The 23,236-nt window shown below is 72.1% G+C and carries 21 protein-coding genes; 10 read left to right on the top strand and 11 right to left on the bottom strand.

Translation table 11 applies throughout. From position 1 onward, the window contains the following. Positions 1-2 precede the first annotated feature (2 nt). Together B7C62_32820 and B7C62_32815 are read right to left on the bottom strand one after the other, a co-directional pair. The gene (locus B7C62_32820) at positions 3-437 is read right to left on the bottom strand and encodes a dynein regulation protein LC7 (protein ARF76540.1); all 435 of its coding nucleotides are present in this window, start codon (positions 435-437) and stop codon (positions 3-5) included. A 5-nt stretch (positions 438-442) separates the two neighbouring features. Continuing rightward, positions 443-2,530, bottom strand: a complete 2,088-nt coding sequence (locus B7C62_32815; protein ID ARF76539.1) for an ATP-binding protein — start codon at positions 2,528-2,530, stop codon at positions 443-445. 290 nt (positions 2,531-2,820) lie between these two features. Between B7C62_32815 and B7C62_32810 the strand changes: the two genes are divergently transcribed. Both B7C62_32810 and B7C62_32805 read left to right on the top strand, forming a co-directional pair. Further along, positions 2,821-4,266: a glyceraldehyde-3-phosphate dehydrogenase gene (locus B7C62_32810; protein ARF76538.1), complete on the top strand. Its 1,446-nt coding sequence runs from the start codon at positions 2,821-2,823 to the stop codon at positions 4,264-4,266. A 189-nt stretch (positions 4,267-4,455) separates the two neighbouring features. Then, on the top strand, positions 4,456-5,592 hold the full coding sequence (locus B7C62_32805) for a hypothetical protein (GenBank protein ID ARF76537.1): 1,137 nt from the start codon (positions 4,456-4,458) through the stop codon (positions 5,590-5,592). 175 nt (positions 5,593-5,767) lie between these two features. On the opposite strand, the gene B7C62_32800 is transcribed toward B7C62_32805, so the two are convergent. Beyond that, the gene (locus tag B7C62_32800) at positions 5,768-6,976 is read right to left on the bottom strand and encodes an MBL fold metallo-hydrolase (GenBank protein ID ARF76536.1); all 1,209 of its coding nucleotides are present in this window, start codon (positions 6,974-6,976) and stop codon (positions 5,768-5,770) included. Between the two features lie 117 nt (positions 6,977-7,093). Continuing rightward, on the bottom strand, positions 7,094-7,537 hold the full coding sequence (locus B7C62_32795) for a PPOX class F420-dependent enzyme (GenBank protein ID ARF76535.1): 444 nt from the start codon (positions 7,535-7,537) through the stop codon (positions 7,094-7,096). 159 nt (positions 7,538-7,696) lie between these two features. Between B7C62_32795 and B7C62_32790 the strand changes: the two genes are divergently transcribed. After that, on the top strand, positions 7,697-8,308 hold the full coding sequence (locus tag B7C62_32790; protein ID ARF76534.1) for a TetR family transcriptional regulator: 612 nt from the start codon (positions 7,697-7,699) through the stop codon (positions 8,306-8,308). Positions 8,309-8,444: 136 nt separating this feature from the next. Here the strand turns inward: B7C62_32790 and B7C62_32785 are convergent, their stop codons facing one another. Then, positions 8,445-9,446 carry a hypothetical protein gene (locus tag B7C62_32785; protein ID ARF76533.1) on the bottom strand — a complete coding sequence of 334 codons (1,002 nt, stop codon included), beginning with the start codon at positions 9,444-9,446 and terminating at the stop codon, positions 8,445-8,447. A 76-nt stretch (positions 9,447-9,522) separates the two neighbouring features. Continuing rightward, complete coding sequence (locus tag B7C62_32780; GenBank protein ID ARF76532.1) at positions 9,523-9,849, bottom strand: hypothetical protein; 327 nt, start codon at positions 9,847-9,849, stop codon at positions 9,523-9,525. 220 nt (positions 9,850-10,069) lie between these two features. On the opposite strand from B7C62_32780, the gene B7C62_32775 reads away from it, so the two are divergent. From B7C62_32775 to B7C62_32750, 6 genes are all read left to right on the top strand, one after another. Next, positions 10,070-11,029, top strand: a complete 960-nt coding sequence (locus B7C62_32775; protein ARF76531.1) for a cytoplasmic protein — start codon at positions 10,070-10,072, stop codon at positions 11,027-11,029. Positions 11,030-11,035: 6 nt separating this feature from the next. Further along, a complete protein-coding gene (locus B7C62_32770) occupies positions 11,036-11,989 on the top strand; it encodes a cytoplasmic protein (protein ARF76530.1) in 954 nt (317 codons plus the stop codon). 121 nt (positions 11,990-12,110) lie between these two features. Further along, positions 12,111-13,217, top strand: a complete 1,107-nt coding sequence (locus tag B7C62_32765) for a hypothetical protein (GenBank protein ID ARF77480.1) — start codon at positions 12,111-12,113, stop codon at positions 13,215-13,217. Between the two features lie 31 nt (positions 13,218-13,248). Next, a complete protein-coding gene (locus B7C62_32760; GenBank protein ID ARF77479.1) occupies positions 13,249-14,079 on the top strand; it encodes a metalloenzyme domain-containing protein in 831 nt (276 codons plus the stop codon). After that, complete coding sequence (locus B7C62_32755; GenBank protein ARF76529.1) at positions 14,076-15,479, top strand: coproporphyrinogen III oxidase; 1,404 nt, start codon at positions 14,076-14,078, stop codon at positions 15,477-15,479. The genes B7C62_32760 and B7C62_32755 overlap by 4 nt, the downstream gene beginning before the upstream one ends. Before the next feature lie 7 nt (positions 15,480-15,486). Continuing rightward, positions 15,487-16,407 carry a radical SAM protein gene (locus B7C62_32750; protein ID ARF76528.1) on the top strand — a complete coding sequence of 307 codons (921 nt, stop codon included), beginning with the start codon at positions 15,487-15,489 and terminating at the stop codon, positions 16,405-16,407. A 3-nt stretch (positions 16,408-16,410) separates the two neighbouring features. Here B7C62_32750 and B7C62_32745 read toward each other — a convergent pair whose 3' ends face one another. Beyond that, positions 16,411-17,238 carry an SGNH hydrolase gene (locus tag B7C62_32745; GenBank protein ARF76527.1) on the bottom strand — a complete coding sequence of 276 codons (828 nt, stop codon included), beginning with the start codon at positions 17,236-17,238 and terminating at the stop codon, positions 16,411-16,413. 194 nt (positions 17,239-17,432) lie between these two features. Then, a complete protein-coding gene (locus tag B7C62_32740) occupies positions 17,433-18,443 on the bottom strand; it encodes a peptidase (GenBank protein ARF76526.1) in 1,011 nt (336 codons plus the stop codon). 575 nt (positions 18,444-19,018) lie between these two features. Here B7C62_32740 and B7C62_32735 point away from each other — a divergent pair. Then, the gene (locus B7C62_32735; protein ID ARF76525.1) at positions 19,019-19,831 is read left to right on the top strand and encodes a protein tyrosine phosphatase; all 813 of its coding nucleotides are present in this window, start codon (positions 19,019-19,021) and stop codon (positions 19,829-19,831) included. A gap of 276 nt (positions 19,832-20,107) precedes the next feature. Here B7C62_32735 and B7C62_32730 read toward each other — a convergent pair whose 3' ends face one another. The 3 genes from B7C62_32730 to B7C62_32720 all read right to left on the bottom strand — a co-directional run bounded on the left by B7C62_32730 (position 20,108) and on the right by B7C62_32720 (position 23,235). After that, entirely contained in the window at positions 20,108-20,716 is a 609-nt protein-coding gene (locus B7C62_32730; GenBank protein ARF76524.1) for an XRE family transcriptional regulator, read from the bottom strand. Positions 20,717-20,821: 105 nt separating this feature from the next. Continuing rightward, positions 20,822-22,219 carry an aspartate aminotransferase family protein gene (locus B7C62_32725; GenBank protein ARF76523.1) on the bottom strand — a complete coding sequence of 466 codons (1,398 nt, stop codon included), beginning with the start codon at positions 22,217-22,219 and terminating at the stop codon, positions 20,822-20,824. Then, positions 22,216-23,235 carry a hopanoid biosynthesis associated radical SAM protein HpnH gene (locus B7C62_32720; protein ARF76522.1) on the bottom strand — a complete coding sequence of 340 codons (1,020 nt, stop codon included), beginning with the start codon at positions 23,233-23,235 and terminating at the stop codon, positions 22,216-22,218. Before B7C62_32720 ends, B7C62_32725 begins: the two co-directional genes overlap by 4 nt. Position 23,236: the final 1 nt, after the last annotated feature.

Here is a 23,236-nt window from a genome sequence, read left to right as displayed (position 1 = left end):
CCTCACAGCCCCGGGGTGAACGGGGCCCCGGCCGGCTGCCGCAGCGGGGTCATCAGATAGGGCCGGACGCTCTTGACCAGCATCGCCATCTCGTAGCCGAGCACCGCCGCGTCCGCCTCGCGTCCGGCCAGGACGGCCAGACAGGTGCCGGAGCCCGCGGTGGAGACGAACAGGAGGGTGGAGTCGAGCTCGACGACCACCTGCCGGACGTCGCCGTTGTCACCGAAGCGGGCCCCGGCGCTGCGGCCGAGGGAGTAGAGCCCGGCGGCCAGGGCGGCCATGTGGTCGGCGCTGTCCGGGTCCATGCCGTGGACGGATTTCACCAGCCCGTCGGCCGAGAGCAGTACCGCGCTGCGCGTGTAGGGCACGCGCTGGACCAGTCCGCTCAGCAGCCAGTCCAGGTCCGAGACCTGACCGGACGCCATGTCGCTCGCCATCGTGTCTACTCCTTGAAGGTCGTGTCTTTACGGGGTTCCGGCACGGCGTGGCCCGGCAGGAAGGGGTCGGCCGCGAACGCCCCGGCCGGGCGGACGGACTGCGGGTGGGCGGTCTGCTGGTGGCCGGGGTGCGCGGGCGCTCCGGCCTGGGCGGCGGCTCCACGTACGGGGAGGGGCGCGAGGGTCTCCAGGGGGGCGTCGAGCGCGGTGGGCGTACCGCCGGGATCGCCGTATCCGGCGTTCGCCTCCTCCTCCTGGGCGTTCTGGGCCTCGGCGAGGTCGACACCGCGCCGGAAGGCGGCCATGAGGCCCGGGTCGTGCAGGGCGTGCTCGTCCTCGACCCGGGGCGCGGGTGCCTCCCGCAGTTGCGGAACGAGGTGTTCCTGATTGGCCCGCTTGGGCAGCTCGGGCCGGGCGGCGGGCGGGCCGGGCCGGTCGACCCGCTCCGGGGTGAAGGCGGCCGGCACGGGCCGCTCGGGGGCGGACGCGGCCGGTACGGAGCTGCCGGGGGCGGACGGGGCGGGCGCGGCCGGTACGGGCCGGTCGGGAGCGGACCCGGCGGGCGCCGGGCGGTCCGGGGCGGATGCGGCGGGCGCGGGGCGGTCGGCCCGCTCGGCGCGCAGGGGCAGCGGCGGCGCCTCGCCGCGGGGCTGCGGCGGGCGGCTCTCCGGCGCGGCGTGTGCGTGCGAGCCGGGCGCCTGGGCGTCGCGCGGGTGCCCGGCGGGGGCCGCGTGGACCGCCGGCGTACGGCCCGCCGGTACGGGCGCCGGAGGTGCGGACGGCCCGTCCTGGGCGGGCGGCCGGTGCACGGCTCCGGGCGGCGGTACGGGGGCGGCGCCGGGCGCGGCGGCGGTGTCGGGATCGGCCCCGAGGAGGTTCTGCGGCAGGACGAGCACCGCCTGCGTACCGCCGTAGATGTTGCTCTGGAGGCGGACCGCGATGCCGTGGCGGCGGGCCAGGGCCGAGACGACGAACAGGCCGATCCGGCCGTCCTGAAGCAGATGGGCGACGTTGACCCGGTCGGGGTCGGAGAGGAGGGCGTTCATCCGGTTCTGCTCGTGGTCCGGCATCCCGAGGCCCCGGTCCTCCACCTCCAGCGCGATACCGGCGGTGACGCGCTGGACGCGCAGCAGGACCTGGGTGTGCGGGGCGGAGAACACCGTGGCGTTCTCGACCAGTTCGGCCAGCAGGTGGATCACGTCGGCGACGGCATGGCCGCGCAGGGTGCCGTCCATCGGCGGGACGAGCTTGACCCGGGGGTACTGCTCGACCTCCGCGATGGCCGAGCGGAGCACCTCGGTCATGGTGACCGGGTTGCTCCACTGGCGCCGGGAGACGGCCCCGCCGAGGACGGCGAGATTCTCCGCGTGGCGGCGGATGCGGGTGGCCAGGTGGTCGACGTGGAAGAGGCCCTTGAGCAGATCGGGGTCCTCGACCTCGTGCTCCAGCTCGTCGAGGATCTGGATCTCGCGGTGGACAAGGGACTGGAGGCGCCGCGCGAGGTTGACGAAGACCTCGACCTTCTGTTCGTTGCCCGCGGAGCTGAAGAGCTGCGATGCCTGGACGACGGCGCTCACCGCGGCGTCCTGGGCCCGCCCCATCTCCTGGGCGAGCAGGTCGAAGGCGTCGCCGTCGGAGGAGGGTGGCGGCGGGGGCCGACGGGGGCCGACGGGCTCTCCGGCGCGGAGCTGTTCCACCACCCGCTGGAGCTCGGCCTGGCCCTGGGCGCTGGCACGGCGGAGCGTCAGCGCCCGGTCGAGGACGCCACCGGCCACGCGGTGGGCGCCGAGGTAGGCGGCGGCGACGGCGGCGACGGCCAGGGCGGCCGATCCGCCGAGCGCGGCCCAGAGGCTCGGCGACGGGTCGACGGCGCCGTCGCGGATCGTGAAGATGACGGCCGCCGCACCGCTGAGCAGGGCGGCGACGGTGGGGAGCAGGGCGGTGCGCAACAGCTGGGGGCGCATGCGGGCCTCGGGGGAGGACCGGTCGGCGCGCGGCCTGCTCGTGGCCGAGTGGGCACGCGCGCCGGGGCGGCCGTGCCGCCCGCCCTCGCGACGGTCCGGTCGCGCGGCGGGTGCGCGAAGTTGAGACATCAGCGTCCTCAGTACAGGGGGCACCAGGAATCGGCGTTCCTGTCGGTCTGGGAGCCCCGCGTTGATCACCGGGCACACACGGTAGTCGCGAATAACCTGTGCGCGACGGGCAGTTGCGGAACTTGCCCGCCATCCGTCCCGCTCTGGTATGACCTCTCGCACGGGCGCCCGATTACGCCGCATTGACACCGAGGTGAACCGTCGCCGACCTCCGGGGGCGGGACCACCTGAACGATGAGCAGACCGGTACGGCTACCATATGAGCGCCGCCTAGCTCGAAAGATAAACACGTGACTGTCAATGACGACTCGTTCACCAACTGGATGCACCGCGAGGAGATCGCGGAGTCGATGATCCCGATCATCGGGAAGCTGCACCGTGAGCAGGACGTGAATGTCCTGCTGCACAGCCGCTCCCTGGTGAACAAGTCGGTGGTCAGCATCCTCAAGACCCACCGCTTCGCCCGGCAGATCGCCGGTGAGGAGCTGTCCGTCACCGAGACGATGCCGTTCCTCAGGGCACTGACGACGCTGGATCTCGGCCCCTCCCAGATCGACATAGGCATGCTGGCCGCGACCTACCGGGCCGACGACCGCGGCCTGTCGGTCGAGGAGTTCACCGCCGAGGCCGTCGCCGGGGCGACCGGCGCCAACAAGATCGAGCGCCGCGACTCCCGGGACGTCGTGCTCTACGGCTTCGGCCGCATCGGCCGCCTCATCGCCCGGCTCCTCATCGAGAAGGCCGGTTCCGGCAACGGACTGCGGCTGCGCGCCATCGTCGTACGCAAGGGCTCCGGCCAGGACATCGTCAAGCGCGCCTCACTGCTGCGGCGCGACTCGATCCACGGCCAGTTCTCGGGCACGATCACCGTCGACGAGGCGAACAGCAAGATCATCGCCAACGGCAACGAGATCAAGGTGATCTACTCGGACGACCCGACGTCGGTCGACTACACCGAGTACGGGATCAAGGACGCGATCCTGATCGACAACACCGGCAGGTGGCGCGACCGCGAGGGGCTCTCGAACCACCTGCGCCCCGGCATCGCCAAGGTGGTCCTGACCGCTCCGGGCAAGGGCGACGTCCCCAACATCGTCCACGGGGTCAACCACGACACGATCAAGGACGACGAGCAGATCCTGTCCTGCGCGTCCTGCACCACCAACGCGATCGTCCCGCCGCTCAAGGCGATGGCGGACGAGTACGGCGTGCTGCGCGGCCACGTGGAGACCGTCCACTCGTACACCAACGACCAGAACCTGCTGGACAACTACCACAGCTCCGACCGGCGCGGGCGCTCGGCGGCGCTCAACATGGTCATCACCGAGACCGGTGCCGCGTCGGCCGTGGCCAAGGCGCTGCCCGACCTGGACGCGCCGATCACCGGCAGCTCCATCCGCGTCCCGGTGCCCGACGTCTCGATCGCGATCCTGAGCCTGCGCCTGGGCCGTGAGGCCACCCGCGAGGAGGTCCTCGACTACCTCCGCAACGTCTCGCTGGCCTCGCCGCTCAAGCGCCAGATCGACTTCATCAGCGCCCCCGACGCGGTCTCCAGCGACTTCATCGGCTCGCGCCACGCCTCGATCGTCGACGCGGGCGCCACCAAGGTCGACGGTGACAACGCGATCCTCTACCTCTGGTACGACAACGAGTTCGGCTACTCGTGCCAGGTCATCCGGGTCGTCCAGCACGTCTCCGGCGTGGAGTACCCGACGTACCCGGCCCCGGCCGTCTGACCGGGAGACGGCCCCTCCGGCAGGAGAGGACCGCGCCACCGCACGGCCTCGCGGGCCGGCACCCCCGTACCCGGGGTGCCGGCCCGCTCGTGTCCGGCTCCACACCGCCGCCTGTTGCAGGACGTGAGGCACTCCGGGACAGAATGGGGCTTCGCCCTGCACAGTTCTGAGCGCAAGGAAGCCCAATTCATGACAGACCGACATGATATGGATGAATTGCATGGTAACCGCGGTTCCCTGGCAGCTCAGTTGCGTTTACTGCGTACGCGGCGCGGCCTGACGCTCAGTGCACTGGCCAAGCGCACCTCCTACAGCCGGTCCTCCTGGGAGCGCTACCTCAACGGGAAGGCCCTGCCGCCGAGAACGGCGGTCAACGAGTTCGCGGCGGCCGTCGGTGTCCCGGCGGCCCCGCTCCTGAGCCTGCGCGAGCAGGAGCAGGACGGCCGGAGACCCAGCTTCCGGAACACCCTGCTCCACCGTGAACCGCCCGCGCCCGGTGGAGCCTTGCCGCACGACGGCCGGGGGCACGAGGGCCCGGGGCCGGACGTTCAGGGACCGGACGTCCAGAGGCCGGGGGCTCAGAGGCCGGGGGCTCAGAGGCCGGAGGTTCAGGCATCAGGTGATACGGCGACCGGTGCCGGGGAGACCACCGGAGAGCTCGCCCCGCCGACCAGGCCGACCAGGCCGACAAGTCCGTTGATCCCGGGGGACGGTGACGCACCGGGAGGGGTTACGGGGACACCGCCCGGCGCTCCGGTGGGAACGGGGGCTCCGGACAGCGCGCCCCAGCCGTCCCGGACGAGAATGACGCTCGTCTCCGCGGCTTCCGCCTGCACGGCGCTGGTGGCCGGAATCCTGATCGGGGGCTGGATATTCGGCGGCGACAACGCCGAGGGCCAGAACCGGGAGAAGGCCCAGGGCGACCCCCTCTGCCTGGAGTTCGAATGCCGCGACAAGGACTCGCAGCGGATGGGGTGCCACATCGGGGCCTGGACGTCCGCCGCGACCTGGTCGGGCCGCACCTACATCGAGCTGCGCTACAGCCCGCGCTGCCGGGCCGCCTGGGCCCGGATCACCGATGCCCATGTCGATGACACGGCACGGGTGGAGAGCTCCCGGGGGGTCAGCAACGAGCGCTCGGTGACGTACGAGAACGACACTTACTCCCCCATGATCGAGGCGCCCTATCCGGCCTCCGCACGGGCCTGCGGTGTGATCAAGGGCAAGGAGACCTGCACCCCGTCGGGCGGGCCCTCACCGATGCCGCCCGCACTGACCGACGAACGCGAACCGGCCCGCAAGCCCGCACCGACGGAGAGCGGCTAGAGGCCCCTGCCGATCGGCCCAGGACGCCGAACCTGACCGGTTCAGGTCGGATCGGTTCAGGTCAGGTCAGGTCAGGTCAGGTCAGGTCAGAGCCTTACCGGAGCCGGGGAGCGGTGCCACGAGCATCGCTCCCCGGCTGCGGCTCTCCCGCCGCCGACCCCGTTCCCCCCGTCCGTCAGCGCTCGCCCGCCACATCGAGATCCCGCCGTACGACCGGTGCGCCGCCCGGGACCGTCTCCGGTGCCGCCGTACGCCACCGGGGGGCCGCCATCGGTGCGGAGACGGCCCGCCACCAGGGCTCCACCGGGAGCGTTCCGGCAGGCTCGAAGGGTTCGCCCGGCCGGGGGAACGCCGCCGCCTGCTCGGCCTCCTCGGCGGCGTCCTTCGTCCACTCCCCCGGCTCGGCCCACGCGTGCGGGGCCAGGTTGAAGGTGCCCCAGTGGATCGGCAGCATCACTCCGTGCGGGCGTCCGCCCTGGAGGTCCAGATGGGCACGCATCCCCTCGGCGGGGGTCATGTGGATGTCCGGCCAGTACTCCGAGTAGGCGCCGATCTGGATCATCGTGGCGTCGAAGGGGCCGTGCTCGGCGCCGATGTCCCGGAAACCGGGGAAGTAGCCCGTATCACCGCTGTGGAAAATTCGGTGCTCCGGGCCGGTGACGGCCCAGGAGGCCCACAGGGTGTGCTGGTTGTTGCGCAGGCCCCGGCCGCAGAAGTGGCGCGCGGGGGTAGCGGTGAGGCTGATCCCGTTGACCTTCGCGGTCTCGTTCCAGTCGAGCTCGCGCAGCCGGTCGGGGGCCACTCCCCAGCGCTCCAGATGGGCGCCGACCCCGAGCGGCACGGCGAAGACGGTGTCCGTGCCCGCCAGCGCGCGGATCGTCGGCAGGTCGAGGTGGTCGTAGTGGTCGTGGGAGATCACCACCACGTCGACGGAGCCGAGCGTGGCCAGCGGCACCGGCACCGGGTGCAGGCGCTTGGGTCCGGCGAACGGGAACGGGGAGCACCGGTCGCCCCAGACCGGGTCGAACAGGACCCGGCGGCCGTCGATCTCGGCGAGGACGCTGGAGTGCCCCATCCAGGTGAGCCGCAGCCCGGTGGCGGGCGGTGCGGCCAGATCGGCGAGGGTGGTGGCGTGCACCGGGACGGCGCCCGCCGGCGCCCTGCGGACCCGCTGCTCCTTCTGGAAGTAGATCTTGGCGAACTCCAGCGTGGAGCCGGACGGCCTGGTCCGGGCGCCCAGCGGGTTCTGGAAGACGCCGTCGGCGAAGTTCGGCGAGCCCAGAATGCGCTGCATCCGCGCTCCGGCCGGATCGGCCCCGAAGGACTCGGTGCGCATCGAACGCAGTTTCGTACGGAAGGGGAGGAAGTAGTCGGCGCCGGTCACAACATCTCCTGGGGGAGTCGGTGTCGTCCCATTATCGTCGGACTGTCCGACAGGGCGAGGGGATCGCGGTGAACGGGGCAGCGGGCCCGGTGGGCCGGACGGGTCCGGTGGGACGCGTCAGCCACGCGGCTGCCCGTAGACGTGCTCGATGTGCAGCGTGAGCACGACCCTGCGGTCCTCCACCATGGCCCGCCGGTAGTCCGCCCAGTCCGGGTGCTCCTCCCCCTTCACGTCGTAGTAAAGCGTGATCAGGGCCTCCACCGTGGCGTCCTCCGGTCCGGCGGCGGGCGGGGTCAGTTCGGCGGTGCCGTCCACGACGGTCCAGGCCCAGCGGTCGTCGCTGGTGACGTGGTAGCTCGCGCGGGGGTCGCGCCGCAGGTTGCGGGTCTTCGCCCGGCCCTCGGTGATCGATACCCGGATCACCTGCTCATCGGGGTAGTAGGCGTGGTTGACGTTGGACAGCTGGGGCCGCCCGTCCCGCTTCTGGGTGACGAGCACTCCCCCGTCGTGCTCGCCCAAAAGGCGGAGGAGTGCTTCCTGTGCCGGTTCGAATGACGTCATGCAGGGTCCAACGTGCTTGCCGCCCCGAGGATTCCGGCCCGGCCTGCTCCTCGGGGGGTGTCACATCCGGGAACCCCCATCGCGTCATGCAGGTGACGGCGGGGAATCCGGTGACCGGGTGTGACCGGGAGTTACCGGAGCATTGACTAGGGTGGTCGCGTGGCAAGAGTCCGGTTGAACGTGGCGGAACGGCGTGAGGAGCTCGTGCGGGCGACGGTCGAGCAGATCGAGATCCGCGGGGCCTCCGCCGTGCGGATCGCCGATGTGGCGTCCGCGCTGGGCGTGAGCAATGCGCTGGTCCTCTACCACTTCTCGACCAAGGAGAGGCTGGTGGCGGCGGCCTTCGCCTACGCGGCCGAGGCCGATCTCGCCCATCTCCGCAAGCTGCTGGCCCGTCGCACCACCGCCGTACGGCGGCTGCGGGCAGCGGTGCGGTGGTACGCGCCCACCGGGCAGGCCAAGGGGTGGCGGCTGTGGATCGAGGGGTGGGCGGCGGCCCTGCGGGAGCCCGCCCTGCGCGAGGTCGCGGGCGACCTCGACCAGCGGTGGAAGGCGGCGCTGGCCGAGGTCATCGAGGAGGGCGCCGCGGCCGGTGAGTTCCGGTGCGAGGACCCGGTGGCGGCGGCCTGGCGGCTGACCGCCCTGCTGGACGGTCTGGCCGTCCAGATGACCTCGTACGCGGGTCCGCTCTCCCGGGCCACGATGCTGCGCTGGACCGACGAGGCGCTCGCCCATGAGCTGGGCATCGACCACGCCGCAGTGACCGGCTGAGCGACCGCGGTCGGCCGACCGGCCGACGGACCGGCCATCCGACGGCTGACGGCTGACGGCTCACGGCTCACGGCTGACGGCTGACGGTCGGCGACTCACGGCTGGCCACAGCAGCTGGCCACTGACGGCTCACGGCTCAGGTCTGGCGCACCGGGGCGTAGGCGGCACCCTCCAGGCCGAACGTCCAGGCCACCCCCTCCTTGGCGGTCCGTGTCGCGGGCGGTACGCGCAGCCAGTACGTGCGGTGGGTGCCGTCCGGTTCCGGGGTGGAGTTGACCACCTCGACCATCACCACGTCCTCGTCCCCGTCGAGTGCGATGCGCCAGAGGATGCCCGTCTCGTCGCGGTGGACGGGCCGGGCCCCCGACTCCGTGAGGTAGCGGTCGTAGCCGTAGTACTCCAGCATCACGCGGCGCAGCTCCGCGTTCTCCTCCTCCCGGATGCGGTGCGGGGTCAGGGACGCCAGCTCCTCCAGGAACGCGGCGGGCACCGGCATGCCACGCCACGCGTACAGGGCGAACCCGTCCCCGTAGGCGAGCGCCGGCCCCTCCCCGTGGTCGAGCCGCCCCGCCTCGTCGCGGTGCAGGACCTGGGGCCGCTCGCTGATCACCACGGCGTTCTCGTACGGCCACCACCAGCCGGCGTTCCGGGCGACCTCGGCCAGGCCGGTGAGCCGGTCGCCGCGGCCGTCGAAGGCGGCGAGCCAGGCGGCGTCGTGCTGGCCGAGCACCGCGTCGAGCAGCACCAGGCGCACGGCTCCCTCATCCTCGGGCCTCGGTGCCAGGTCGGCGACGACCCCCGACCGTATGCGCTCGGCGAGCGCGGCCGTGGTCTCCCAGAGCTGCGCGCCGGTGGCGGACCAGAGGGCCGACCAGCCCGCCGGACCCAGCTCGTCGTACATCCGGCGGCGCTCCTCGGCCCACGGCCGGGTGCGGACCTCCTCGCGCACCGACCGTCCGGCGTCGGCCAGCTTCTCCACGATCCCGACGGCCGCCCGGGGCGACTGCGCCCAGACGATCTGCCCGGGCTCGGCCAGTCCGGCGGTGCGGTAGGCGTGCCGCACACCCTCCTCGGCGGCGGCCCGGTCCGCCGCGCCGGTCGCCGCCGCCACGTCCCGCCAGGAATTCACGTGCTGCATCGGTTGTCCCCGTCCCCTGTCATGCTCGGTCTGATGTCGGTGTCCGTACGTGCTGTACCGGTGGCTCCGGGCGAGGTCAGTCCGCGACGATGCGGATCGCGCCGGGCGCGTACTCCCGCTGGCGCACCACCCTGAACCAGCCCTGCGGCAGCGGGATCGTGGCGTGCTCCTCGTGCACCACCCGCCCGCCCTCCGGGAGATGGAGCAGCATCGGTCCGAAGGGACCCGCCTCGCGGATCAGCCGGCCGGGGCCCTGCACGGCGTGCGCGTGCCCGGTGACCTCCCCCAGTGCGAGCACCAGCCGCCCCCGCCCGTCGCGCAGTTCGTCCGGGGCCTTCAGGAAGGGGGCGGGCACCGCCGACTCCTCCAGCGCCATGATCAGTACATCGCCCTGCCGGTACACAGACGTCTCCCCTCGGTCACGGCACCCGCTGTGCCGTCCACGGGAAAAACGCTACGGGCAGGGTCTGACAACGGACGGTCGCAAGGGCTCGGAAGCGGGTCCGGGGCGAGGCCGGAGCGGGTGCCGAGCCGGTCCCGAGCCGGTCCCGGTCGTGGCGTTGTCAGTGCGGCTTGATAAACCTTGCGGACATCAGCGTCCCCAGGATCAGGAGCTCAGGGCCATGTACGGTGCGCAGCATCTGCACGAGTTCGGCGGCCTTCCGGCCGTCGACTTCCAGCACACGGACGATCCGGCCGCCCGGCCCGCCGCCGGGGCCGTGGCCTGGCGCGTCTCCGTCGATCCGTACGGCGACGAGGGCCGGGACCGGCCCTGGGCGGAGGAGTTCGCCGATTTCCTGGACGCGGTCGACGTTGCCGAGGTCAGGGCCCTGATCATCGGCCAGTGGGGCGAGGCGTACGAGGAGGACTCCTCGGTCCCGGTCAACCTGGTGATCGACGCCGCCGACCGGCTGACCTCGCTGGAGGCGGTGTTCGTCGGGGATCTGGAGTCGGAGCAGGCCGAGATCACCTGGATTCAGCAGTCCGATGTCACGGCGCTGCTGGCCGCCTTCCCCGCGCTGACCGAGCTCGGGGCGCGGGGCGGCACCGGTCTGGTCTTCCCGCCGGTGAAGCACGAGCGGCTGCGGGCGCTGACCGTCCAGGCGGGCGGTCTGCCCGTCCAGGTGGTCCGGGGGGTGCTGGACAGCGAACTGCCCGCGCTGGAGCGGCTGGACCTCTGGCTCGGTGTGTCGGCCTACGAGGGCGACACCGAGGTGGCGGACCTCGCACCGCTGCTCTCGGGCACGCGGTTCCCCCGCCTGCACCACCTGGGCCTGCGCAACAGCGAGGTGGCGAACGAGATCGCGGCGGCTCTCGCCTCGGCGCCGGTCGTGGCGCGGCTCAGGACGCTCGACCTGTCGAACGGGACGCTGGGCGACGAAGGTGCGGCGGCACTCCTCGAAGGGCAGCCGCTCACCCATCTGGAGCTGCTCGACCTCCACCACCACTTCCTCACCCAGGCGATGGAGCAGCGGGTCCGCTCGGCCCTGGAGCCCGACGGGGTGTGCGTGGACCTGTCCCAGCGGAACGAGCCATGGGGCGGACGCGGCGTCGAGGGCCGCTACACCGCCGTGTCGGAGTGAGGCGTCATGACGTACATCGGTATTGATCATCCTGAGCACTTCCACGGCCTGCCGGTCCACGCTCCGGCGCCGTCCGTGCCCCTGCCCGCCGTCGACGCGGTGGCCTGGCGGCTGGAGTGCGTCTACGGGGAGGAGACGGATTTCGCCTTCCTGTGGGAGCAGTTCCTGGAGACCGTGGACACCACACGGGTCCGGGCGCTTCTCATCGGCCCCTGGTGGCATGCGGAGTACACCCCGTTCGCCCCGGTGCGGGATCTGATCGTCGCCCACGCGGACCGCTTCCCCGCCCTGCGGGGGCTCTTCCTCGCCGATGTGGTGGGCCAGGAGTGCGAGGTGTCGTGGCTGCCCATGTGCGACATCACCCCGGTGCTCGAAGCACTGCCGCTGCTGGAGGAGTTGGCTGTACGCGGCTGTGGCGACGAGGACCTGGCGCTGCGGCCGATCCGTCATACGGCGCTGAAGACGCTGCGCTTCGAGTCCGGCGGGCTGCCCGGCGATCTGGTGCGGGCCGTCGCCGCGAGCGAACTGCCCGCGCTGGAGCGGCTGGACCTGTGGTTCGGCAGCTCCTGGTACGGAGCGGACGCCACGGTCGAGGACATCGGACCGGTCCTGTCGGGCGGCACGTTCCCCCGGCTGCGCCATCTGGGCCTCCAGAACAGCGAGCTCCAGGACGAGATCGCCGCCGCCGTGGCGTCCGCGCCCGTGGTCGCCCAGCTGGAGACCCTCGCGCTGTCCATGGGCACCCTCAGCGACACGGGCGGCGAAGCGCTGCTGAACGGGCAGCCGCTGAACCACCTCACCACGCTCGACCTGCGCCACCACTACCTGACCGACCCGGTGCTCGACCGGATCAGGGCGGCGTGCGCCCCGGCCGTGGTCGAGGCAGGCGAGGCCGAGGACGACTACCGGGACGAGGGCGACGACGAGGAACCGGAGCGCTATGTCGCCGTCAGCGAGTAGCCCCAGGACACATGGCCTCGGGACGGACGGGCCCGGGACCGGCGGCACCGGGACGAGCGGCCTCGGGGCAAGTAGCCCCGGGGCAAGCGGCCCCGGGAGCACGGCGGCCCCGCGCTTCACCATCGTGGGCAATCCGGAGAACCGCCGGGTCGCCTTCTTCCGGGAGGCCGTGCGCGCCGCCGGGCTGGAGCCGCCCCGGGTGGTGTCCTGGCTCCAGGTGCTGGGCGGCGAGGCGGTGTTCGGGGCGGGCGAGACCGTGCGGATCGACTCGCCCGGCGAGGACGCGGAGGTGGAGCGGCTGCTGCGCGGGGTCGACGACCCGACCCGGGTGGAGGGGTCGGCGCGGTGGTATGCCGGGTTCCTCGCGGCGGTGGGCGAGGTGGCGCGGGCGGCCTCGGCGGCCGGTGCCGAGCTGCTCGCCTCCCCCGGTGACCTGGCCACGCTCTTCGACAAGCGGCTCTGCCACGCCCTTCTGGAGTCGGCGGGGGTCGCGGTGCCCGCCTCGCCCACCTCCGGGCCGCGCGCTCCGGAGGTGCGGGGCTGGTCCGACGTACGGGCGCTGATGCGGGAGCACCGGATGCCCCGGGCGTTCGTGAAGATCGCCCACGGCTCCTCCGCCTCGGGGGTGCTGGCGGTGGAGACGGCGGGTCCCGGCCGGGTCCGGGCGATCACCTCGGTGGAACGGGACGCCGAGGGGCGGCTGTTCAACTCGCTCCGGGTCCGCCGGTACAGCACGGAGCGGGAGGTGGGCGCCGTCGTGGACGCGCTCGCCCCGGACGGGCTGCACATCGAGCGCTGGCTGCCGAAGGCGTCCCAGCGGGGGCGGGCCGCCGATCTGCGGATCGTGGTGGTCGGCGGCCGGGCGACCCACGCCGTCGTCCGGACGAGCCGCTCCCCCATGACCAACCTGCATCTCGGGGGCGCGCGCGGCGATCTGGACGAGGTCCGGGCCGCCGTGGCGGCGGTGGGCGGCTCCTGGCGCGAGGCGCTGGCAGTGTGCGAGCGGGCCGCCGCCTGCTTCCCGGGGACGCTGTGCGTGGGCGTCGATCTGCTGCCCGCGGCCGGCTGGCGGCGGTTCGCCGTCGGCGAGGTCAACGCCTTCGGTGATCTGCTTCCCGGGCTGACCGGTCTGCCGGGCAGCGGCGCCGAGGGGCTGGACACCTATGCGGCGCAGGTCGCCGCCGTACTGGACCGAACGAGGAACGACCATGCCGTCACGTCTCCCTGACCCCGCACGCCCCGATATGACCGAGCCCGACATGGCTGAGGTCGTGGGCAGCCATGACCTGCTGCTGGTCACCCTGGACACCCTGCGCCACGATGTCGCCGCGGAGCTGGCCGCCGCCGGGCGCATCCCCCATCTGGCCGCCCGTCTGCCCGGCGGCGTGTGGGAGAAGCGGCACGCGCCGGGCAGCTTCACCTATGCCTCGCACCAGGCGATGTTCGCCGGGTTCCTGCCGACGCCCGCCGCCCCCGGCCCGCATCCGAGGCTGTTCGCGGCGCGGTTCGCGGGCAGCGAGACGACGGCGGACGGCACATTCGTCTTCGACACCCCGGACCTGGTGTCGGGGCTCGCCGCCGAGGGGTACCGCACGGTGTGCGTCGGTGGCGTCGGGTTCTTCAACCGGCAGGGTGCCCTGGGGTCGGTGCTGCCCGGGATGTTCCAGGAGAGCCACTGGGAGCCGGAGTTCGGCGTCGCGTCGCCGACCTCGTTCGAGGCGCAGGTGACCCGGGCCGAGGAGATCGTCGCCGGGCTTCCGCACGAGCAGCGGCTGTTCCTCTTCGTCAACGTGTCCGCGCTGCACCAGCCGAACTGGTTCCACACCCCGGGCGCGACCCGCGAGGCGGGCGACTCCCGGGCCACGCACGCGGCCGCTCTGGAGTATGTCGACCGGCACATCGGCCGCCTCTTCGCCGCCGCGAGCAGCCGCCGCCGGTGTTTCGCCATCGTCTGCTCCGACCACGGCACCACGTACGGCGACGACGGCTACACCGGTCACCGGCTCGGCCACGAGGCCGTCTGGACCGTCCCGTACGCCCACTTCTTCCTGGAACCACCCGCACCGCACGAACCGGGGGCCGCCCGATGACCACCGCCACCACCGCGTCGGCCACCACCGCCGACGCCTCCGCACCGCCCGCCGTCCGGCCGTACGAGAGTTACGTCTACGCCTATCCGCACAAGACGGCCTACCGCCCCCTGCCGGACCGGCCCGTGCTGCGCGAGCTGTGGGCGGGGGAACGCAAGGACGCCCTCTCCCTCTACCTCCACATACCGTTCTGCGAGGTCCGCTGCGGCTTCTGCAACCTGTTCACCCGGATCGGCGCGCCCGAGGAGCTGACGACCCGCTATCTCGACGCCCTGGACCGGCAGGCCGTGGCCGTACGGGACGCGCTCGGCGACGACGAGCCGGTGCGGTTCGCGGCGGCGGCCTTCGGCGGCGGGACGCCGACCTTCCTGACGGCGGGCGAGCTGGAGCGGCTCTGCGACATGGCGGAGAAGCGGATGGGCGCCGACCTGCTCGCGGTGCCGCTGTCGGTGGAGACCTCGCCGTCCACCGCGACCGCCGACCGGCTGGCGGTGCTGGCCGACCGGGGCACGACCCGGATCAGCATCGGGGTGCAGAGCTTCGTGGACGCCGAGGCGAGGGCGGCCGTCCGCCCGCAGCGCCGGGCCGAGGTGGAGGGCGCCCTCGGCCGGATCAGGGACGTCCGGATACCCGTGCTGAACATCGACCTGATCTACGGCATCGACGGCCAGACCGAGCGCACCTGGCTCACCTCGCTGGACGCCGCGCTGGCCTGGGAGCCCGAGGAGCTGTATCTCTACCCGCTGTATGTCCGCCCGCTGACCGGTCTGCACCGGCTGGGCGCGGCGGGCGTGACCGGCCCGGAGGCGGAGGCCCTGGAGCAGGCGGCCTGGGACGCGCAGCGGCTGCGGCTCTACGCGGTGGGCCGCGACCATCTGCTGGCGCACGGCTACGAGCAGGTGTCGATGCGGATGTTCCGCCGGGCCGACGCACCCCAGGAGGGCCCCGAGGACTACGCCTGCCAGACCGACGGCATGATCGGACTCGGCTGCGGGGCCCGCTCCTACACCTCCGCCCTGCACTACTCCTTCGACTACGCGGTGGACATGCGGGAGATCCGCTCCATCATCGACTCCTTCACCGCCACCGAGGACTTCTCCCGGGCCGAGGTCGGGCGGTACGTCGACGCGGCCGAGGCCCGCAGGCGCCACCTCCTTCAGTCCGTCCTCCAGGCGGCCGGTCTCCCCGTGGCCGACTACCGCGCCCGCTTCGGTACGGACCCGTGGGCGGACTTCCCCGCCGAGCTGGCGGAGTTCGCGGCCCGGGGCTGGCTGGACACCCGTGCCCCGGACGGGGTGCTGCGGCTCTCGCCGCTGGGCCTGGCGCACTCGGACGCGCTGGGGCCCGCGCTGTTCTCGCCCGGAGTGCGGGCGGCGATGGCCGCGTACGAGCGGAAGTGAGCGGGCCGTGGACCTGACGATCCTCTACCGGGGCCCGCTGGCCTCGTGCGACTACGACTGTCCGTACTGCCCGTTCGCCAAACGGCGGGACAGCCGGGCGCAGTTGACCTCCGACCGGGAGGCGCTGGAGCGGTTCACGGGGTGGGCGGCGGCGCAGACCGGCGACCGGCTCTCCGTGCTGTTCACCCCGTGGGGCGAGGGTCTGGTGCGGTCCTGGTACCGGCGGGCGCTGACCGAGCTGTCGCATCTCCCGCACATCGGCCGGGTGGCCATCCAGACCAATCTGAGCGGCCGCACCGCCTGGCTCGCGGACGCCGATCCGGAGCGGATCGCGCTCTGGTGCACGTACCACCCGGGGCAGACCCCGTACGAGCGGTTTCTCGGCAAGTGCCGTGAGCTGTCGGCCCGGGGCATCCGGTTCAGCGTGGGCGTGGTGGGGTTCGAGGCCCACCTCGAAGAGGCCAGGCGGCTGCGGGCCGCGCTGCCCGCCGAGGTCTACCTCTGGGTGAACGCCGCCGAGGGGCGGACGTACACCGACGAGGAGGCGGAGCGGTGGACCGAGCTGGACCCGCTCTTCCCGTACAGCAGGCATCCGCACCGCTCGGCGGGGCTGCCCTGCCGGACGGGCGAGTCGGTGATCTCGGTGGACGGCGAGGGGACGGTGCGACGCTGCCACTTCGTCAAGGCCGAGCTGGGCAACCTGTACGACGGCAGCTACCGCCGGGCGCTTCGCCCGCGGGCCTGTCCGCTCGCCGTCTGCGACTGCCACATCGGCTATGTGCACCTGGAGACGCTGCCGCTGTACGACGTGTTCGCGGGCGGCGTCCTGGAGCGGATACCGGCGGTGCCCGGCACCGCGGGCCCGGCGCCGGACGGGCCCGCGGTGCCGGGCCCGTCCCGGCGGACGCTCCCCCTGCTCGGCCCCTGAGGTCTACAGCGGCAGCAGGTCCGGCCGCTTCGCCTCGACGTGGTCGCCCGACGATTCGCCGCGCAGCCGCCGCCCGATCCACGGCACGAGGTACTCCCGCGCCCACTGGATGTTGTCGCGCCGCTCGTCAAAGGGGGTGCGCTGGGCCTGCGGCGGCCAGGGCTGGTCCGGGTCGGCCGGGACGTCGTGGCCGAGGACCTGGGCGGCGCGCAGCGCGACGCGGGTGTGGCCCTCGGGCGACAGGTGGAGCCGGTCGGCGTCCCACGCGCGCCGGTCCTGGACCGAGCGCAGCGACCACAGGTCGAGCACGGGGCAGTGGTAGCGGTCGGCGATGGCCCTCAGATGGACGTTGTACGTGGCGATCCTGCCGCGCATGTGGCGCAGCACCGGAACGCCCCGGGTGTCGAACCCGGTGGTGACCATGACGGTGCCGACCGCCTCGGTCAGCTCCGCGACGGCCTTCTCGTAGCGCTCGGCCAGATCGTCGGGGTCGGCGCCGGGCCGGATGATGTCGTTGCCGCCCGCGCAGAAGCTGACCAGGTCGGGGGCCAGTTCCTTGGCGCGGGGAATCTGCTCCTCGACGATCTGGTCGAGGAGGCGTCCGCGTACGGCGAGATTGGCGTAACGGAAATTCCCGTGCCGGGTTCCGTCCGGGGTCGTCGCCGCGTCGGGGTCCGGAAGCCGGTCGGCGAGGAGAACCGCGAAGCGGTCCGCCCAGCCGACGAAGGTGCCGTCGGGGCCGGGATCTCCGACGCCTTCGGTAAAGCTGTCCCCGATCGCCGCGTACGACCCGATGATGTTCTGCTGCTGGGTTCTCGAATCGTCTGCCACAAGGTCATATCCTGCACCGTTCAATGTGACCTACGCGACCGTAATACGGGGTTGACGGGTGGTGAGATAGACCACCCGGTCAGATTTGGGTAAAGCCGGAATAAGTGGAGGGGCGGTGCGCCGCTGCGCACCGCCCCTCGATCACTTCATGCCGTCCCGGTCACTTCATGCGGTCCGTGACGGCCGTCCCCGGGTCAGAGGGAGACGCCGTGCTGCCGCAGGTAGGCGACCGGGTCGACGTCGGAGCCGTAGCCCGGGCCGGTGCGGACCTCGAAGTGGAGGTGCGGGCCGGTGGAGTTGCCGGTGGAGCCGGAGAGGCCGATCTGCTGGCCGCCGGTGACGGTCTGGCCTGCGGAGACGCTCAGCGAGGACTGGTGGGCGTACTGGGAGTACATGCCGTCCTCGTGCTTGATGACGACCTCGTTGCCGTACGAACCGCTCCAGCCGGCCGAGACCACGGTGCCCGGGCCGATGGCGCGGATCGGGGTGCCGGAGGCGGCCCGGAAGTCGGAGCCGGTGTGGTAGCCGCTGGACCAGCTGGAGCCGGAGGCGCGGTACTGGGTGGTGACCTGGGCGTTGGCCAGCGGGGCGGTCCAGCCGGAACCGGTGGACTCGGCGGAGCCGGTCTGCGGGGAGGTGCCGGACTGCGCGGCGGCGTCGGACTCGTCGGCCGAGATGACGTCCGCCTTCGGGGCGGCCTTCGGGGCCTGCTTCGGCGCGGCCTCGGGGGCGGGCTGCGCCTTCTTCGGCGCGGCCTTCGGAGCGGCGGCCTCGGGGGCCGGAGCGGACTTCTGGGTCTGCGAAGGCGTGGCGGAGCCGGACGCCTTGGCACCGAGGGTGAGCTTCATGCCCGGGAAGATCAGGCTGGGGTTCTCGCCGACGGTCGACCGGTTGTCCTGGTACAGCTTCTGCCAGCCGCCCTTGACCTGCTGCTCGGCGGCGATCTTCGAGAGGTGGTCGCCGGAGACGACGGAGTACGTCTTCGGGGCGGTCTTCGCCGTGGCGGGCGCGGCCTGCGGTGCGCTCTGCGCGGCGGCGGCCGTGGCGGCGGCGGGCTTGACGGCGGGGGCGGCCTTCTCCGCGGCGTGCGCGCCGGTGGCGCCGATCAGCGGGAGGGCGAGTACGGCGCCGCCGGTGCCCGCGGCGAGGACGCCGCGGTGGATCGGGCCGGACTTGGTACGACGGTGCTTACCCTTTGCGGGCATGGGGAAGTTCCTCTCCGGCGCCTGCGAGGTGAGCTGTCGGGTTCGAGCTGGAGATGCCCGGCCGCCGCATGGCGACTTCACCCCTAGCCGGTCCGGATCGCTCCGGGCCGGCGGCTTACCTGGTTCCCCCGCTCCTGCCACACGTGAGTGGGTGGGTGCGAATTCCGGGCGGCGGCAGGATTAGGCGGTCCGTCCGGATTGACGGTGACCGTAAACGAGTGAGGACGACGGGAACAAGCCGTCGGTTGCCTGCCGGAATCACCGGTTCAATTCCGCTCCGGATTTCCCGTCACCCTCCGTGGATTACGGATCTTGGCTTTCCGTACGGATACCGGGAAACCTCCGGGCCTCGCCCGCCACGGTCCGTCACGGATATGATCCCGCTCACCCACGGAATCCCATCTCCCCCATTAGCGGGGCATGTTCTGCGAAATGCACCAATACGGACATGCCGTCGGCGCCGCCCCTGACATCCTGTCAGCAGGCTGCCGATTTTCCGGTGAATCGATGTCGTATCGTCACGGGAGCGCCCTCGCCGGAGAGCAGCGCCGATTCCAGACATTCCAGGAGCTACCGTGACGCAGCAGGTGCCGCAGGTCCCGCCGACCGAGACCGCACTGACCGGAGTCCGCAACTTCCGCGATGTGGGCGGCCTCCCCACCACGGACGGCCGGCGCACCGCCTTCGGCCGGCTCTACCGCAGCGGTCACCTGGCGCACGCCACCGCCGAGGACGCGCTCTTCCTCGGCGGGCTCGGGCTGCACACCGTCTTCGACTTCCGCAACTCCGCCGACCACCGGCTCGACGGGTACGACATCGAGCTGGCCGGTGTCCGCAATGTCAGCATTCCGCTCTCCGACCCGGCCGACGGCGCCGAGTTCTGGCGGCTGGTGCGCGACGGGAACATCGAGCAGCTGCGCTCGGTCCTGGCGAACGGCAAGGCCACCGAGCGGATGCTCCACATGTACCGCGCGACCATCGTGGACCGCACCGCCGAGCACAGCCGCGTCCTGCACGCGCTGGCGGAGGACAGCGTGCCCGCCCTGATGCACTGCGCGGCGGGCAAGGACCGGGCGGGTCTGTCGATCGCGGTCTCACTGCTCGCGGTCGGCGTCGAGCGCGAGGCGATCGAGGCGGACTACCTCAAGTCCAACGATCCGCACCGCCGGTACAAGGTGAAGCGCACGGACATGTCCGAGGTCGGGATGTCGCCCGAGGTGCTGGAGCTCCTGAACCCGCTCTTCGGGGCGCAGCCCGAGTACCTCGCGGCGGCGTTCGCGGCCATCGACGAGACCTGGGGCACGACGGAGCGCTATCTGACGGAGGGACTGAACGTCTCCCCCGAGACCCGGGAGCGGCTGCGCGAGCGACTGCTCGACCAGGGCTGAGCGGCCCACGGCCGGCCGGCGGGACAGCCCTTACGGGTTCACTCCGCGCCCGCCACCACGAAGAGCAGGTAGAGGAAGGCCGCGATCACATGGCCGACCACCAGGTAGGCGAAGAGCCGGATCACGAGGCCGCGCGGCATCCGGCGCTCCTGTGCGTCCGCGGCGGGCTTGGGGCGCCTCGGGCTCAGCGGGTCATAGTGCTCGGAATCGGACATGACGGTCCTCTCTGCCGGCCTCGCGGCCGGTGGGTACGGAGTATCCGGTGGGACGCGGGGGTCAGCGCGTGTGCAGCGCGTTGCCGAGGCAGAGCTCGGCCGCCGGGCTCTGGAGCAGGGAGTGGACGAAGAGCAGCTCCGCCCCGCCCCGGTCCAGGGCCGCGATCCGGTGCGGGGTGAGCGAGTCGAAGTGGGCACTGTCGCCCGGGTCCAGATCGTGCACGGTCTCCCCCAGCGCGACCCGCAGCCGCCCGCCGAGGACGTACAGCCACTCCTCACCGGGGTGCACCCGGACCAGATCGCCCTGGGCGCCGTACGGGACACGGACCCGCAGCGCCTGCATGGCGCGGCCGGAGCCACCGGCCCGGCGGTACATCCAGCCGTCGGCCTCGGCCCCCTCGAAGGCGCCGCCCCGGACGATCGCGTCCCGCTCGGGCGGTTTCTCGCCGAGCAGCTCGGAGACCGTCGTACCGTAGATACGGGCGAGGCCCAGCAGCATGGGCAGCGAGGGCTGGCGGCGGCCGGTCTCCAGCCGGGAGAGGTGGGCCGGGGAGAGTCCGGCCCGCTGGGCGGCGGTCTCCAGGGTGAGACCGCGTCCGCGACGCAGGTCGCGCAGTCGGGGTGCGACGCCGGGGAGCTCGTCGGCCGCCCCTTCGTCCGGAGGGTTCATGCCTCTATTGGGCCAGGAACTTTCCTCCCGGGCAAATAAATTGCCCAGGAGGCAAATTCCCCGCCCGATGCCCCGGCATCCCCGATGCCCCCGACACCCCTGACATCAGCGGTTGGCCACCGCCTGCTTCACCAGGGTCCGGCCGAAGTCCCACATCAGCCCGCCGCCGCTGTGCGCGTCGTCCATGACCTCCGTGAACGCCGTCACGAAGCGGTCCACCTCCGCCTCCCCGATGATCAGCGGCGGGATCAGCTTGATCACTTCCAGGTGGTCGCCGGAGACCTGGGTGAGGATGCGGTGCTTCTGGAGCAGCGGCACCACGACCATCTGGGCGAAGAGTCCCTTGCGGGCCGCCTGGAGCATGGTCCAGCGGCTGCGGAGCTTGAGCGAGGAGGGCCGCCCGAACTCGATGCCGATCATCAGCCCGCGCCCGCGCACCTCGTGCAGCAGCTCGTAGCGGTCCACCAGGGCCGTCAGCCGCTCCCGCAGCAGATCGCCGGTCCGCCGGGCGCCCGCGACGATCTCCTCGTCCTCCATCACCGTGAGCACCGCGAGCCCCGCCGCCATGGCCTGGGCGTTGGAGCCGAAGCTCGCGGAGTGGACGAGGACCCGGTCCATCGAGGAGTAGACCTTGCGGAAGATCCAGTCCTTGCCGAGCGTGGCGCCGACCGGGACATAGCCGCCGGAGAGCGCCTTGGCGACGCACACCAGATCCGGTTCCACGCCCTCCTCGTGCTGGTAGGCGTAGAAGTCACCGGTCCGGCCCAGCCCCGTCTGCACCTCGTCCGCGATCAGCAGCGCCTTGTGCCGGTGCAGCAGCTCCTGCGCCTCGTACAGGAAGCCGGGCGGCGCGGCGTGCACGCCCTTGCCCTGGACGGGTTCGACGACCAGGGCGGCCACGTCCCCGCGCTTCAGCTCCCGGCGCAGCGCGTCCAGGTCGCCGAGCGCGATCGGGGTGTCGGGCAGCAGCGGGGCGAAGCCGTCCCGGAAGCCCCTCTCGCCGTTGACGGAGAGGGAGCCGGTGGTCAGCCCGTGGAAGGCGTGGTCGCAGTAGAGGACGCGGGGCTTCCCGGTGGCGTAGCGGGCGAACTTCAGCGCCGTCTCGACCGCTTCCGTACCGCTGTTCCCGAAGAAGACGCGGTCCAGGTGCGGGCTGTGGCCGAGCAGCTTCTCCGCGAGCAGCCCGGGCAGCGGCTGGCAGTCGAAGCGGGTGAGGTCGGCGAGCCGGGCGTCGAGCACGTCGTGCAGGGCCTTGCGGACGACCGGGTGGTGCCGGCCGAGGCCCATCACGCCGAACCCGGCGAGCATGTCCAGGTAGTCGTTGCCCTCGGCGTCCCAGAAGTACGCGCCCTCGGCCCGCTCGTAGACCTTGTCGAAGCCGATGGTGTGCAGCATGCGCGGCAGCTGGTGGTTGAGATGGCGCGCATGCAGCTCGTACCGCTCGGCCCCGCGCTCCGCCAGGAGCCGTCCCAGGTCGAAGCCGCCCGGCCCGCCGTCCGTCACCGGTTGCCGCCCACGCTCTCCCGTGCCGCGCGCAGCGACTCCTTGAGCGACCCCATGGTCGCGAGGACGGCGGTGGGCTCGTAGCCGCAGTGCGCCATGCAGTTGGCGCAGCGGGGGTCCTTGCCCCGGCCGTACTTGCTCCAGTCGGTCTCCTCGATGAGCTGACGGTACGTCGGTACGTAACCGTCGCTCATCAGGTAGCAGGGGCGCTGCCAGCCGAAGAGCGAGTAGTTGGGGATGGCCCACGCGGTGCACGGGAAGTCCGCCTTGCCCTCCAGGAAGTCCAGGAAGAGCGGCGAGTGGTTGAGCCGCCAGCGGGCCCGGTTGCCGCCCGCGAACGCCTTCTTGAAGAGTTCGCGGGTCTGGTCGACGCCGAGGAAGTGCTCCTGGTCGGGCGCCTTCTCGTAGGCGTAGGCGGGCGAGATCATCATCTCGTCGACCTTGAGGTCGTCGTTGAGGTAGTTGAGGACCTCGATGATGGTCTGCGGGGTGTCGGTGTTGAAGAAGGTGGAGTTGGTCGTCACCCGGAAGCCGCGCCGCTTGGCCTCCTTCATCGCCGCCACCGCCTCGTCGAAGACGCCTTCCTTGGCGACCGACTCGTCGTGCCGCTCCCTCAGTCCGTCGATGTGCACGGCGAAGGCGAAGTAGGGCGAGGGGGTGAACTTGTCCAGTTTCTTGCGCATGAGCATCGCGTTGGTGCAGAGGAAGACGTATTTCTTCTTCGCGACGAGCTGGCGCACGATCTCGTCGATCTGCGGATGCATCAGCGGCTCGCCACCGGCGATGGAGACCATGGGGGCACCGGACTCCAGCACCGCGCCCACCGCCTGCGCGACCGGCATACGCTGCTTCAGGACACCGGCCGGGTGCTGGATCTTGCCGCAGCCCTCACAGGCGAGGTTGCAGGCGAACAACGGCTCCAGCTCGACGATCAGCGGGAACTTCTCACGCTTGCGGAGCTTCTGTTCGAAGAGATACGTCGCGACCTTGATGGACTGGCGGAGCGGCATGGCCATC

The organism is Kitasatospora albolonga (assembly GCA_002082585.1).
Taxonomy (GTDB): domain Bacteria; phylum Actinomycetota; class Actinomycetes; order Streptomycetales; family Streptomycetaceae; genus Streptomyces; species Streptomyces stephensoniae.
The sequence above is the reverse complement of the archived record's forward strand: the minus strand, read 5'-3'. Positions and strand labels throughout refer to the sequence as shown.